The 13,905-nt window shown below is 73.4% G+C and carries 13 protein-coding genes; all 13 read left to right on the top strand.

What is annotated here, in order from left to right:
* Positions 1-299: 299 nt before the first annotated feature.
* The 13 genes from BJY14_RS05920 to der all read left to right on the top strand — a co-directional run bounded on the left by BJY14_RS05920 (position 300) and on the right by der (position 13,879).
* Positions 300-2,039: a coiled-coil domain-containing protein gene (locus tag BJY14_RS05920; protein ID WP_179842680.1), complete on the top strand. Its 1,740-nt coding sequence runs from the start codon at positions 300-302 to the stop codon at positions 2,037-2,039.
* Positions 2,040-2,682: 643 nt separating this feature from the next.
* Positions 2,683-4,377, top strand: coding sequence for a CTP synthase (gene pyrG / locus BJY14_RS05915; protein ID WP_179842679.1), 1,695 nt, complete (start codon positions 2,683-2,685; stop codon positions 4,375-4,377).
* On the top strand, positions 4,374-5,018 hold the full coding sequence (locus BJY14_RS05910; protein WP_258939096.1) for an NUDIX domain-containing protein: 645 nt from the start codon (positions 4,374-4,376) through the stop codon (positions 5,016-5,018). Before pyrG ends, BJY14_RS05910 begins: the two co-directional genes overlap by 4 nt.
* Before the next feature lie 36 nt (positions 5,019-5,054).
* The gene (locus BJY14_RS05905; protein ID WP_246395814.1) at positions 5,055-6,092 is read left to right on the top strand and encodes a site-specific tyrosine recombinase XerD; all 1,038 of its coding nucleotides are present in this window, start codon (positions 5,055-5,057) and stop codon (positions 6,090-6,092) included.
* A 226-nt stretch (positions 6,093-6,318) separates the two neighbouring features.
* Entirely contained in the window at positions 6,319-7,185 is an 867-nt protein-coding gene (locus BJY14_RS05900; RefSeq protein WP_312879779.1) for a ParA family protein, read from the top strand.
* 36 nt (positions 7,186-7,221) lie between these two features.
* Positions 7,222-7,857, top strand: coding sequence for a SecDF P1 head subdomain-containing protein (locus BJY14_RS05895; RefSeq protein ID WP_179842678.1), 636 nt, complete (start codon positions 7,222-7,224; stop codon positions 7,855-7,857).
* A gap of 116 nt (positions 7,858-7,973) precedes the next feature.
* The gene (locus tag BJY14_RS05890) at positions 7,974-8,864 is read left to right on the top strand and encodes a segregation and condensation protein A (RefSeq protein WP_258939164.1); all 891 of its coding nucleotides are present in this window, start codon (positions 7,974-7,976) and stop codon (positions 8,862-8,864) included.
* Positions 8,857-9,432: an SMC-Scp complex subunit ScpB gene (gene scpB / locus BJY14_RS05885; RefSeq protein WP_179842676.1), complete on the top strand. Its 576-nt coding sequence runs from the start codon at positions 8,857-8,859 to the stop codon at positions 9,430-9,432. Before BJY14_RS05890 ends, scpB begins: the two co-directional genes overlap by 8 nt.
* Positions 9,429-10,160, top strand: a complete 732-nt coding sequence (locus BJY14_RS05880) for a pseudouridine synthase (RefSeq protein ID WP_179842675.1) — start codon at positions 9,429-9,431, stop codon at positions 10,158-10,160. Before scpB ends, BJY14_RS05880 begins: the two co-directional genes overlap by 4 nt.
* Before the next feature lie 48 nt (positions 10,161-10,208).
* Positions 10,209-10,571 (top strand): chorismate mutase, encoded by a 363-nt coding sequence (gene aroH, locus BJY14_RS05875; RefSeq protein ID WP_179842674.1) that lies wholly within the window; start codon positions 10,209-10,211, stop codon positions 10,569-10,571.
* 10 nt (positions 10,572-10,581) lie between these two features.
* Complete coding sequence (locus BJY14_RS05870) at positions 10,582-11,673, top strand: prephenate dehydrogenase (RefSeq protein WP_258939099.1); 1,092 nt, start codon at positions 10,582-10,584, stop codon at positions 11,671-11,673.
* Between the two features lie 120 nt (positions 11,674-11,793).
* Positions 11,794-12,456: a (d)CMP kinase gene (gene cmk / locus BJY14_RS05865; RefSeq protein WP_258939100.1), complete on the top strand. Its 663-nt coding sequence runs from the start codon at positions 11,794-11,796 to the stop codon at positions 12,454-12,456.
* A gap of 37 nt (positions 12,457-12,493) precedes the next feature.
* Positions 12,494-13,879 (top strand): ribosome biogenesis GTPase Der, encoded by a 1,386-nt coding sequence (der, locus tag BJY14_RS05860; RefSeq protein ID WP_179842673.1) that lies wholly within the window; start codon positions 12,494-12,496, stop codon positions 13,877-13,879.
* Positions 13,880-13,905: the final 26 nt, after the last annotated feature.

The following is a 13,905-nucleotide window of genomic DNA, read 5'->3' as shown; positions in this document are numbered from 1 at the left end:
GCGACGATCAGGCGTCCTGCGTGCGCGAACGCCGGACGGGTGTCGAGAAGGCAAACCCCAAACTGGGCAAACGTTCCGCTGGTCGGGACTAGAGTGCTCCTAGTGAGCGAAGCGAGGAGCCGCAGGGCCGGCAGCGGAGCGAGCGAGATGTGCACAACGACCCCCGCGAACGCGGCCGAGCGCCGCCGGGCGAGGAGACACGTGAGCGATGTGACGAGCCGGCGGGCCGGGAACGCCGCGAGCAGGGCGGGCGGCGTGCCGCCGGCCGGCCCGCTCCCGTCCGGGAGGCGAGGAGACCGGTGAGCGAGCTGAACGGATCCGGCGGTTCCCGAGGAGTCCCCGACGCGGCGACTCCCTGGCCCGCCATGGGACGCGACCCGGGCGGCGCGCAGCAGGCGCTGCCGTCCGCCCAGCAGCCCATTCAGATGGCCAAGCCCGGGCAGCCCGCGCAGCCCGGCCAGCCCGCGCACGGGCAGACGGGGGAGATCATGCGCCCCGACGTCGAGCAGGCCGGGGCCCAGCCCTGGGACATCGTCGAGCGGCTCCGCCAGATGGCCGACCTCATCGGCGACGCGCTCGCCGCAGGGGAGCGCAAGGTCAGCGAGGCGCAGACCGAGACGGCCTCCCAGGTCGCCGCCATCCAGGCGGAGAAGGAGTCGGCGCAGCGCGACGCGGCCGCCGCCTGGGGCGAGGTGCAGCGCGCCCGCGGCCAGGCCGAGCAGGCCGACCGCCGCGCCGTAGAGGCCGAGCGCCGCGTCACCGAGGCCCAGAACGAGACCGCGGCGCAGATCGCGGCCGTCCAGGCGGAGAAGGAGTCGGCGCAGCGCGACGCGGCCGCCGCCTGGGGCGAGGTGCAGCGCGCCCGCGGCCAGGCCGAGCAGGCCGACCGCCGCGCCGTAGAGGCCGAGCGCCAGGTCGCCGACGCCGAGCGCCGCGCCGCCGAGGTGCAGAACGAGGCCGTCACCCAGATCGCGGCGCTCCAGACCGAGAAGGAGAACGCCCAGCGCGACGCGGCCGCCGCCTGGAACCAGGCCCAGCAGGGCCGCGTCCAGGCCGACCAGGCCCGGGGCCAGGCCGAGCAGGCCCGCGTCCAGGCCGACCAGGCGCGCGCGCAGGCCGAGCAGGCCCGCGGGCAGATGGAGCAGTTCCAGGCCCAGGTCGAGCAGGCCGAGCGGCGCGTCGCCGAGGCCGAGGCGACGGTCCGGCAGGCGATCCAGCAGCGCGACGCCATGAGCGAGGCCCGCGACGACGCCCTGCGCGCCGTCGAGGACGCGGTCGGCGGCCGCCGTTCCGCCGAGGCCGAGCGCGACCGCGTCGCCGAGCAGGCGGGTGAGCTGTCCCGCGCGCTGGAGACCGCGCACGCCGAGCTGGCGGGGCTGCGCGCCAAGGTCACCGACGCCGAGATGACCGCGCAGAACCTGCAGCACGCCGTCGTCGCGGCGGGCAAGGAGGCCGACGAGTCCCGGCGCCGCGCCGAGGTCGCCGAGCGCCGCGCGCAGGAGAACGAGCGCCGCGCGCAGGAGGCCGAGCGCCGCGTGCAGGACGCCGAGCGCCGCGCGCAGGAGGCGGCCGGACGGGCCGACGCCGCCGAGGGCGAGCGGCAGCAGGCGCTCGACACGGCCGCCCAGTCGCTGGAGGCCGCGAAGAAGGCCGAGCGGGAGCGCGACGGCAGCGCCAAGGCGCGCGAGGCGTCCGAGCGGGCCCGGGAGGGCGCCGTCCAGGCACAGGCGCGCGCCGAGTCCGAGCTCACCCTGGCCCGGGGCCGCGCCGACCAGGCCGGCCGCGAGCGCGACCAGACCGTCGCGGCGATGCGGCAGCTGGCCGCCGAGCGCGACGCCGTGGCCGAGAAGCTGGCCGAGCGCGACCAGTGGGTCGACCAGCTGGCCCAGGCCGTCACCGAGCAGCGCGCCCAGATCGCCGAGCTCTCCCAGGAACGCGACGCCGCCCGCCAGGCCGCCGACCAGGCCCGCTCCCTGATCGACGAACTGACCCGCCAGCTACGCACCATCATGCCCACGGCCGCCACCCCCCGCCTGTAGGCGGCGGCGGGGCACCCCCGCCAACGCCGCGCCCGCGACCTGAGGGGGCCGGCCGCAGTAGCGGGCGCCGCCGCAAAGGCCGCGCCTTCAATGCGACGAGGCGTTACTGGCTACGGGCGCGCCAGCGAAGGCGAGGCCGCGACGCCACGCGAGCGACGGCGCCCCTGGCCGCCCCAACCGCGTCGACCGACGGGTCAATAGCGCTGACACCAGCCACCACGGCAACCATGCGAGGGCCTGGGGCCGCGATCGCGTCCGAAGGCAGGGACGAGCGAAGCAAGTCCCTGATCGCGCAGTGAGCCGCCAGGCGAGCCGGAGCGATGCCAGCGATCGCCCGCAGTGCTCGACGATGGAGGGCCGCCAAGGCCCGAAGGAGGAGTGCACTGCCATAAACACAGCGACCTCAGCCACCGCCGCAACCATGCGAGGGCCTGGGGGCCGCGATCGCGTCCGAAGGCAGGTTCGAGCGAAGCGAGAACCTGATCGCGCAGCGAGCCGCCAGGCGAGCCGGAGCGATGCCAGCGATCGCCGCGTTTTTCGACGATGGAGGCCCCCGGGCCGAAGGAGGAGAGAAATGCAATAAGCTAGAACCCCGTGGACAGTGCGGTACCGTCCGCCTCGTTACGACCACGGGAGCGCCTTCTTGCCTTCGGCTACCACTGGTAGGTCACGTCCTACCAAGCATCTCTTCGTCACCGGCGGTGTCGCCTCGAGCCTCGGCAAGGGTCTGACGGCGTCCAGCCTCGGGCGGCTTCTCGCCCTCCGCGGTCTTCGGGTCACCATGCAGAAGCTGGACCCGTACCTCAATGTCGACCCCGGCACGATGAATCCGTTCCAGCACGGCGAGGTCTTCGTCACCGACGACGGCGCCGAGACGGATCTGGACATCGGGCACTACGAGCGGTTCCTCGACACCGAGTTGCACGGGTCGGCGAACGTCACGACGGGCCAGGTCTACTCGAACGTGATCGCCAAGGAGCGGCGCGGGGAGTACCTCGGCGACACGGTGCAGGTGATCCCGCACATCACCAACGAGATCAAGGACCGGATCCGGGGGATGGCCGACGACGGCGACGTCGACATCGTCATCACGGAGGTGGGCGGGACGGTCGGCGACATCGAGTCGTTGCCGTTCCTGGAGTCGGTCCGGCAGATCCGGCACGAGATCGGCCGGGAGAACTGCTTCTTCCTGCACGTGTCGCTGCTGCCCTACATCGGCCCGTCCGGCGAGCTGAAGACGAAGCCGACGCAGCATTCGGTCGCCGCGCTGCGCTCCATCGGCATCCAGCCGGACGCGATCGTGTGCCGGTCGGACCGGCCGATCACCGACGGGCTCAAGCACAAGATCAGCCTGATGTGCGACGTGGACCGCGAGGCCGTGGTGTCCGCGGTGGACGCCGCCAGCATCTACGACATCCCGAAGGTGCTGCATTCCGAGGGCTTGGACGCCTACGTGGTGCGCCGCCTGGACCTGCCGTTCCGCGACGTGGACTGGGGCGCCTGGGACGAGCTGCTGCGCCGGGTCCACAAGCCGGCCCGCGAGGTGACGATCGCGCTGGTCGGCAAGTACATCGATCTGCCCGACGCCTACCTGTCGATCACTGAGGCGCTGCGGCACGGCGGGTTCGGCAACGACGCCAAGGTGCACATCCGCTGGGTGAAGAGCGATGACTGCGAGACGCCCGAGGGCGCCAAGCGGGAGCTGGACGGTGTCGACGGCGTGCTGGTGCCCGGCGGGTTCGGTGTCCGCGGCATCGAGGGCAAGCTCGGCGCGATCCGGCACGCCCGCGAGAACCGTGTCCCGCTGCTCGGCATCTGCCTCGGGCTGCAGTGCATGGTGATCGAGGCGGCGCGGACCCTGGGTGGTCTCGCCGATGCCGGCAGTTCCGAGTTCGACGCCACGACCGCCCACCCTGTGGTCGCGACGATGGCCGACCAGCTCGACGTCGTCGCCGGGGAGCGCGACATGGGCGGCACGATGCGGCTCGGGCTCTACCCGGCGGATCTGGCCGACGGGTCGCTCGTCCGGGACCTGTACGGGGAGGCGAAGGTGTCGGAGCGGCACCGGCACCGCTACGAGGTCAACAACTCCTACCGCGACCGGCTGGAGCAGGCGGGGCTGCGGTTCTCGGGCCTGTCGCCCGACGGGCGCCTGGTCGAGTACGTCGAGCTGCCGCGCGATCGGCATCCGTTCTTCGTCGGGACGCAGGCGCACCCGGAGTTCCGGTCCCGCCCGACGCGCCCGCATCCGCTGTTCACCGGCCTGGTGTCCGCCGCTCTCGACTATGCCGAGGCGCGCGCGGGCGAGGGCGGCGCGGGCTCGGCGGACGCCTCGTGAGCGGCGGGGAGCTGGGCCCGGACGATGTCCGCGACCGTCCCGACCGCTGGAGGGTCGTGGAGTCGTCCACGGTGTACCGGGGGCGCGTCTTCAACGTCCGCAGCGACCGGGTCGAGATGCCGCGCGGTGAGGCCACGGAGGCCGTGCCGCGCGACGTGATCGAGCACACCGGGTCGGTCGGCGTCATCGCCGTCGACGACCGCGACCGGGTGCTGCTGCTGCGGCAGTACCGGCATCCGGTGGGGCGGCAGCTGTGGGAGGCGCCGGCGGGACTGCGGGACGTGGACGGCGAACCCCTGCACAAGCTCGCCGAGCGCGAGCTGCTGGAGGAGTCGGGGTACCGCGCGGAGCGCTGGGACACCCTGCTGGACGTGTTCCCGTCGCCCGGCATGGCCGACGAGCGCATCCGGATCTTCCTGGCGCGGGGCCTCACCGAGGTTCCGGCCGACCAGATCGACTTCGAGCGCGTCCACGAGGAGGCCGACATGCCGGTCGTGTGGGTGCCGCTGGAGGAGGCGGTCCGGAAGGTGTTCGCCGGTGAGCTGCACAACATGATCGCGTGCATGGGGGTGCTCGCGGTGCGCGCCGCCCGCGACTCGGGCTTCGCGAACCTGCGCCCCGTCGACGCGCCGGAGGACTGAGCCGGATGAGGTCCCCCTCCGGTCGCCGGAGGGGGCATGATGGGCGGGTCCCCGGAGCCCACGGCCGGAAGAGGTGCCGCCCTGTCCCCGAGCCCGTCCTCCCGGAGCACCGCGCGGCGCCCCGCAGGCGACGCCGGCGCGGGGTCCGCGCTCGACTCGGCCGTGCGCACCTATCTGGGGCATCTGGCCGTGGAGCGCGGCCTGGCCGCCAACACGCTCAGCTCCTACCGCCGCGACCTGCGCCGTTACGCGCAGGTGCAGGCGGGGCGGGGGCGGGAGGCGGTCGGGGAGGTCACCGAGGAGGACGTCCGCGCGTTCCTGGTGGGGCTGCGCGAGGGCGACGAGGACCATCCGCCGCTGTCGGCGGGTTCGGCGGCGCGGGCGCTCGTGGCGGTCCGGGGGCTGCACCGGTTCGCGCTGCGGGAGGGGCTCGCCGCCGGCGATCCCGCCCATGACGTCAAGCCGCCCACGCCGCCGCGGCGGCTGCCGAAGGCGATCTCGCTGGAGGACGTCGAACGGCTGCTGGGGGCGGCGGCCGGGCCGTCCGGTGACCAGGGCACCGCGCGGGGCCTGCGCGATCGGGCGCTGCTGGAGCTGCTGTACGGATCGGGGGCGCGCATCTCCGAGGCCGTCGGCCTGGACGTCGACGACCTCGACCTGCGGGACGGTTTCGCCCGCGTCGCCGGCAAGGGGGGCAAGGCCCGGGTCGTGCCGATCGGCGACTATGCCCGCGAGGCCGTGGACGCCTACCTGGTGCGGGCGCGGCCCGAGCTGGCCGGGGCCGGGCGGGGCGGGCCGGCGCTGTTCCTGAACGCGCGCGGGGGGCGGCTGTCGCGGCAGGGCGCGTGGATGGTGCTGCGCGCGGCCGCCGACCGGGCGCAGCTGTCGGAGGTGTCTCCGCACACGCTGCGGCACTCGTTCGCCACGCACCTGCTGGACGGCGGAGCCGACGTCCGTGTCGTGCAGGAGTTGCTGGGGCACGCCTCGGTCACCACCACGCAGGTCTACACGCTCGTCACGGTCCAGTTACTGCGCGAGGTCTACGCGACATCGCACCCGCGGGCGCGGAACTGAGCGGAACCGAGGGGAACCGCCCGCTCCGCGGGGCGCAACGGACACGCATGAAGGGACGAATCGGGCCATCCGGCACATCGACAAATCGCGACCTTCGTTGCGCGTCGGCTTGAGCGACGGGGTGGACGGCCCTAGAGTCCCCGTTCTGGATGGCATTTCCAGGCCGCCGGGGAGGGATCTGGTGACCAGCACTAACAGTGCGGATGGAGTCCTCTCCTCCGCCACCATAGAGACCGATCCGAGCCGTGCCCTCGGGCCCACTCAGCGACCCGTCCCGGTGTTCCCGGAGCCGGAGCCGCTGGCCGAGCACGGGCCCGCGCGGATCGTGGCCGTCTGCAACCAGAAGGGCGGCGTCGGCAAGACCACCACGACGATCAACCTGGGCGCGGCGCTCGCCGAGTACGGCCGCCGCGTCCTGCTCGTCGACTTCGACCCGCAGGGCGCCCTGTCGGTGGGCCTCGGCAAGGGCGACCCGCGCCAGCTCGAGGTGACGATCCACAACCTGCTGCTCGAACGCGACACCGAGTGGGAGGACGTCGTCATCGAGACCGGCGTCGACGGGATGGACCTGCTGCCGAGCAACATCGACCTGTCCGGCGCCGAGGTCCAGCTCGTCCACGAGGTCGGCCGCGAGTACATCCTGCAGGGCGCGCTGAAGTCGGCCGTCGACCACTACGACTACATCCTCATCGACTGCCAGCCCTCGCTCGGCCTGCTCACCGTGAACGCGTTGGCCGCCAGCGAGGGCGTGCTGATCCCGCTGGAGTGCGAGTACTTCGCGATGCGCGGTGTCGCGCTGCTGATGGAGACGATCGAGAAGGTGCAGGGCCGGATCAACCCGGGCCTGGTCATCGACGGCGTCCTCGGCACCATGTACGACTCGCGGACGCTGCACACCCGCGAGGTCCTCGGGCGCATCGTCGAGGCGTTCGGCGACAAGGTGTTCCACACCGTGATCAACCGTACGGTGCGGTTCCCCGACGCGACCGTCGCGGGGGAGCCGATCACCTTCTTCGATCCCAGTTCGATGGGCGCGAACGCCTACCGCAGCCTGGCCCGCGAGGTCCTCGTCAGGTGGGCGGAGTTCGAGTGAGGCCGCCCGGCGGCCGCTGACCCGACGGAGCACACCATGGGCCACCCCCCGCCCGCCCCTTACGGCATGCCACCCGGCGCCGTGCCGCAGCCATCGCCCTCCCGTGGGCCGGGCCCGCTGCTCATCGGGCTGGTGGCCGTGGCCGCCGCGGTGCTGCTCGCGGTCGCCGGTCTCGGGGCCTATCTGGTCCTCAGCGACGACGGCGATGACTCGGCCGCCGCCTCGTCGGGCCCGGTCGACCTGCGGGTACCGCTGACGTTCCGGCTCCTGGCGAGCGCGTCCGCCCCGCCGTGCGCGGGCGGCGCCGTCACCGTCTCCGGCGCCTCCGAGTGCTACACGCTGAGCGCGGACCTCCTGACGGTGCGCCGGCTGGAGGAGGTCAAGGCCGTCCCGCCCGACCCGGCGCGCGGCAGTCCCGGCTGGTCGGTGGCGCTGACGCTGACCTCGGCGGACGCGCCCGGCTTCGCCGCGCTGACCCGCAAGGCCGCCGACGCCTTCGCCGCCCAGGCGCCCGGCGGGAGGATGGCGATGCTCGTCGGAGGGACCCTGGTGTCGGAGCCCGCGCAGGTGATGCAGGCCATCACCGGCGGCCAGGTGGAGATCAACGGGCCCGCCGGCAGGTTCACCCGCGCCTACACCGAGGACCTCGTGCACCGGATGACCGGGAAGTAGCGGCGCGGCGCGGCGTCACCGCCGGTGATCTCGGCTGGTGCGAGCGCGGGCCGGGGCATGGGACGATGGGGCCGGTGAGCACAGCGCGCGAGCGGCTCTCCGCTACCGTGAGCGACGTGGACGCGACGTCGCCCGAGCCGGGGCGGGAGACCGAGGAGGAGCAGGGGTTCCGCGTCCGCCTGGACAACTTCGAGGGCCCCTTCGACCTGCTGCTCGGGCTGATCTCCAAGCACAAGCTCGACATCACCGAGGTGTCGCTGCACAAGGTCACCGACGACTTCATCGCCCACATCCGCTCGCACGGCGCGGAGTGGGACCTCGACCAGGCCAGCCACTTCCTGCTGGTCGCCGCGACCCTGCTGGACCTCAAGGCCGCCCGGCTGCTGCCGTCCGGCGAGGTCGACGACGAGGAGGACCTGGCGCTGCTGGAGGCCCGCGACCTGCTGTTCGCGCGGCTGCTGCAGTACCGGGCGTACAAGGAGGTCGCGCGGGTGATCGCCGCTCGCGTCGCCGACGCGAGCCGCCGGTTCCCGCGGCTGGTCCCGATGGAGCCGAAGTTCGCGGGCCTGCTGCCGGAGGTGCTGCTCGGCCTCGGCCCGCAGGAGTTCGCGCGGCTGGCCGCCAAGGCCCTCACGCCGAAGGCGCCGCCGTCGGTCTCGGTCGAGCACATGTACCAGCCGAAGGCCAGCGTCAAGGAGCAGGCCGCGATCGTCGTGGAGCTGCTCCGCCGGCTCCGCCAGACCACCTTCCGCGTCCTGGCGGCCGACGCGGAGGGCACCTACGAGGTGGTCGCCCGGTTCCTGGCGCTGCTGGAGCTGTACCGGGAGCAGGCCGTCACGTTCGAGCAGCACGAGCCCCTCGGCGAGCTCCACATCACCTGGACCGGCGCCGACGACGGCGACGTGGAGGTCGGCGACGACTACGAGGGCGCCCCGAAGAAGGACCCCGCGCAGGACGCCGCCGGACCCGACCCGAAGACCCGGAAGGACGAGGGAGACGATGAGTGAGGAACCCGGCGCGGACGTGCCGGAGCTTCCGGGACTGCGCGCCTCGATCGAGGCGATCCTGCTCGTGGTGGACGAGCCGGTCACCGAGATGACGCTGGCGCAGCTGCTGGAGCGGCCCCGCGGCGAGGTCGCCGGGACGCTGCGGGAGCTGGCCGCGGAATACACCGAGCAGGGCCGGGGGTTCGATCTCAGGGAGGTCGCCGGCGGCTGGCGGTTCTACACCCGGGACGTGTGCGCCCCGGTGGTGGAGCGGTTCGTCACCGACGGGCAGCAGGCGCGGCTGACCCAGGCCGCGCTGGAGACGCTCGCCGTCGTCGCCTACCGGCAGCCGGTGAGCCGGGCCCGCGTGTCGGCGATCCGCGGCGTCAACAGCGACGGCGTCATGCGGACGCTGACGCTGCGCGGCCTGATCGAGGACGCCGGGCAGGACCCGGAGTCGCAGGCCCACCTGTACCGGACCACCGGGTACTTCCTGGAGCGCCTGGGGCTGCGCGACCTCGACGAGCTGCCCGAGCTGGCCCCCTACCTTCCCGATGACCTTCCAGACGACATAGTTGAGGACGCGTGAGCGAGAACGAGGGCGTACGCCTGCAGAAGGTCCTGGCCGAGGCCGGGATCGGCAGCCGCCGCCACTGCGAGGAGCTGATCGGCGAGGGCCGCGTCACCGTCAACGGGCACAAGGTGTTCCGTTTCGGTGAGCGCGTCGACCCGCGCAGCGCCGTCATCCACGTGGACGGCAAGCGGGTCGAGACCCGGTCCGAGATGCGCTACTACGCCATCAACAAGCCGCGCGGCGTGGTGTCGACGATGGCGGACGAGCGGGGCCGCAAGTCCCTGGCCGACTACGTGGAGGTGCCCGAGCGGCTGTTCCACGTCGGGCGGCTGGACACCGACACCGAGGGCCTGATCCTGCTCACCAACGACGGCGAGCTGTCGCACCGGCTGACCCACCCGTCCTACGGGGTGTTCAAGACCTACCTGGCGGAGATCCACGGCCCGATCCCGCGCGACCTCGGCAAGCGGCTCAGGGCAGGGGTCACCCTGGACGACGGTCCCGCGAAGGCCGACAAGTTCCGCATCTTCGACCAGGTCGGACGGCGCGTGCTGGTCGAGATCACTCTGCACGAGGGGCGCAAGCACATCGTCCGGCGGCTGCTGAAGGAGGTCGGCTTCCCCGTCCAGCAGCTCGCCCGCGTCGAGTTCGGGCCGATCAAGCTGGGCCAGCTGAAGCCGGGCGGCATGCGGGCGCTCAGCGTCCACGAGGTCGGCGAGCTGTACAAGGCCGTCGGACTGTAGAGGCACCCGACACCACGAGGACACCGGACACCACGAGGAGGTACGACTGTGGCGGTACGCGCGGTCCGTGGCGCGACGCAGACGGACGCCGACGAACGGGAGCAGATCCTGGAGGCGACGACCGAGCTCGTCGCCGAGGTGATGGCCCGCAACGAGCTGACCACCGACGACGTCATCAGCGTCATCTTCACGGTGACGCCGGACCTGACGGCCGAGTTCCCGGCGCTCGCCGCCCGCAAGCTCGGGTTCCACGAGGTGCCGCTGCTGTGCGCCACCGAGATCGGCGTCCCCGGCGCGCTGCCGCGGGTCATCCGGCTGATGGCGCACATCGCGACGGACCGTCCCCGCTCCGACGTCCAGCACGTCTACCTGCGCGGCGCGACGGCGCTCCGCCTCGACATCGCACAGTAGGGTTTCGGACGTGAGCGAGGACGTGGTGCCGCGGCGGATCGTCGTGGTCGGGACGGGCCTGATCGGGACGTCGATCGCCCTGGCGATGCGGGAGCGCGGCGCCGAGGTGCTGCTGGCCGACCGGGACTCGGCGGCCCTGGCGCTGGCCGTGGAGCTCGGCGCGGGCGAGGCGATGCCGGACGGGGCGCGGCCCGAGCCCGCCGACCTGGCGGTCCTGGCGGTGCCCCCGGCGGCGGTGGCGGTGACGCTGCTGGACGCGCAGAAGCGCGGCCTGGCGACCGCCTACACCGACGTGGCGAGCGTGAAGGCGCTGCCGCTGGCGCAGGCGGCCGAGCTGGGCTGCGACCTGACGACGTTCGTGGCGGGCCACCCCCTCGCCGGGAGCGAGCGGTCCGGGCCGAGCGCGGCGCGGCACGACCTGTTCCTCGGCCGCCCGTGGGCGCTGTGCGCGACGCCGGAGGCGACGCCGGAGACGGTCGAGGTCGTGACGGGCCTGGCGAAGGCGTGCGGCGCGATGCCGGTGCAGGTGGACGCCGCCGAGCACGACCGGGCCGTCGCGCTGGTCTCCCATGCCCCGCACGTGGTGTCGGCCGCGGTCGCGGCCCGCCTGACCGGCGCCGACGACGTGGCGCTCGGCCTGTCCGGGCAGGGCGTGCGGGACGTCACCCGGATCGCGGCGAGCGACCCGCGGCTGTGGATCGGGATCCTGTCGGCCAACTCCGCGCCCGTCGCCGACGTGCTGGAGGCGGTCGCCACCGATCTCGCGGTGGCGGCGTCGCTGCTGCGCGACGGCAGCGAGGAGGCCGCCACGCACGTCGCCGACCTGCTGCTGCGCGGGAACGCGGGCCGGTCCCGCATCCCCGGCAAGCACGGCGGCGACCAGCCCGCCTACGCGACGGTCCAGGTGGTCATCCCCGACCGGCCGGGCGAGCTGGCGATGATCTTCCAGGCGGCGGGGATCGCGCGGGTGAACATCGAGGACGTGACCATCGAGCACTCCCCGGGCCGCCCGCTCGGCGTGCTGGAGCTGTCGGTCGTCCCGGAGGCGGCCGAGCGGCTGGCGGAGGAGCTGCGCGCCCGCGGCTGGTCGGTGCCCGGCTAGGCCGCAGTGGTACCGCGCGGCCGGTAATCTGGGGCGCCGAAGACGTGTTCCGGGGGACTTCTGCGCACCGGCGCGGCGACGAGCGCCGCCCGCTTCACGACGAACAGAGAGGGAGCGATCGTGCCGCTCGTCATCGCCATGGACGGTCCGTCCGGGTCGGGGAAGTCCAGCGCGTCCAAGGGCGTCGCCCGGACGCTCGGGCTGCGCTACCTCGACACGGGCGCCATGTACCGCGCCATGACGTGGTGGATGCTGGAGAACGGCGTTCCGGTCGAGGACGGCGCCGCCGTCGCGGCCCGCGCGCAGGACCCCGTGATCGAGTCCGGCACCGACCCGGCGGCGCCGACGATCACCGTGGACGGGACGGACGTGTCCGGCCCGATCCGCACCCGCGCGGTGACGAACGCGGTCAGCGCCGTCAGCTCCGTCCCGGCGGTGCGCGCCCGGCTCGTGGAGCTCCAGCGCGAGATCATCGGGGCGGGCGGGATCGTGGTGGAGGGGCGCGACATCGGGACGGCCGTCGCGCCGGAGGCGCCGGTCAAGGTGTTCCTCACGGCGAGCGCCGAGGTCCGCGCGGCGCGCCGCGCGAAGGACCTGGCCGCCGACCCGGGCGCCTCGGTGACGGTCACGCGGGCCGAGCAGGAGCGCCGGGACCGGCTGGACTCGACGCGCACGGCGTCGCCGCTGGCCAAGGCGGCCGGGGCGCACGAGATCGACTCGACCGGGCTGAGCCTGGACGAGGTCATCGAGGCGGTCGTCCGCCTCGCCAAAGAGCATGAGTGAGCGGGCGGCCTGACGGTCCCCGCCGGGGAATGTGACAGTGAGCGATTTCGAGATCGAAACGGTGGACGTCGTCGAGGACGTCGACCAGGACGCGGGCCCGGCGCCGGTCGTGGCCGTGGTGGGGCGGCCGAACGTCGGCAAGTCCACCCTGGTCAACCGGATCCTCGGCCGCCGCGAGGCCGTCGTGGAGGACGTCCCGGGCGTGACCCGCGACCGGGTCGCCTATGACGCGTCGTGGAGCGGGCGCCGGTTCACCGTCGTCGACACCGGCGGCTGGCTGCCGGACTCCTCCGGCCTGGCCGCGGCGATCGCCGAGCAGGCCCGGCTGGCGGTCGACCTGGCCGACGTGGTGATGTTCGTGGTGGACGCGACCGTGGGCGCCACGGACGTGGACGAGGCCGTGGTGGAGATCCTGCGCCGGTCCGGCAAGCCGGTGGTGCTGGTCGCCAACAAGGTCGACGGCGTGAGCGCCGAGTCCGACGCGGCGCTGCTGTGGTCGCTCGGCATCGGCGAGCCGCACCCGGTCAGCGCCCTGCACGGGCGCGGCAGCGGCGATCTGCTCGACGCGGTGCTCGACGCGCTGCCCGAGGAGCCTCCGGCGGAGACGTTCGGCGAGTCGGGCGGGCCGCGCCGGGTCGCGCTGCTGGGGCGGCCGAACGTCGGCAAGTCGAGCCTGCTGAACAAGCTGGCGGGGGAGACCCGCGCCGTCGTCGACTCGGTGGCGGGCACCACCCGCGACCCGGTCGACGAGCTGATCGAGCTGGGCGGCAAGACGTGGCGGTTCATCGACACCGCCGGCATCCGGCGCCGGCACCGCGAGAACCAGGGGGCCGACTTCTACGCGACGCTGCGCACGCGGTCGGCGCTGGAGCGCGCCGAGGTCGCGGTCGTGCTGGTGGACGCCGACCAGCCGCTCGCCGAGCAGGACCTGCGGATCATCTCCATGGTGATCGAGTCGGGCCGGTCGCTGGTCATCGCCTACAACAAGTGGGACCTGCTGGACGAGGAGCGCCGCCACTACCTCGAACGCGAGATCGACCGGCAGCTGCACACCGCGCGGTGGGCGCCGCGGGCGAACATCTCCGCCCGTACGGGCCGGCACATGGAGAAGCTGGTGCCGGCCATCGAGACGGCGCTGGAGGGCTGGGGCACCCGCGTCCCGACGTCCAAGCTGAACCAGTTCTTCGCCGACCTGGTGAACTCGCATCCGCACCCGGTGCGGGGCGGCAAGCAGCCGCGCGTGCTGTTCGCGACCCAGGCGGGGGTGCGGCCGCCGCGGTTCGTGCTGTTCACGTCGGGCTTCCTCGAGGAGGGCTACCGACGGTTCATCGAGCGGCGGCTGCGGGAGGAGTTCGGGTTCGACGGGACGCCCCTCGACATCACGATGAAGATCCGCGAGAAGCGCGGCAAGGGCAAGAAGTAGCGGAAATGTCACGCGGCGGCCCGCCG

The sequence above is a fragment of the Actinomadura luteofluorescens genome, from assembly GCF_013409365.1.
Lineage (GTDB): Bacteria > Actinomycetota > Actinomycetes > Streptosporangiales > Streptosporangiaceae > Spirillospora > Spirillospora luteofluorescens.
This window is presented reverse-complemented; position numbering and strand designations above follow the sequence as displayed.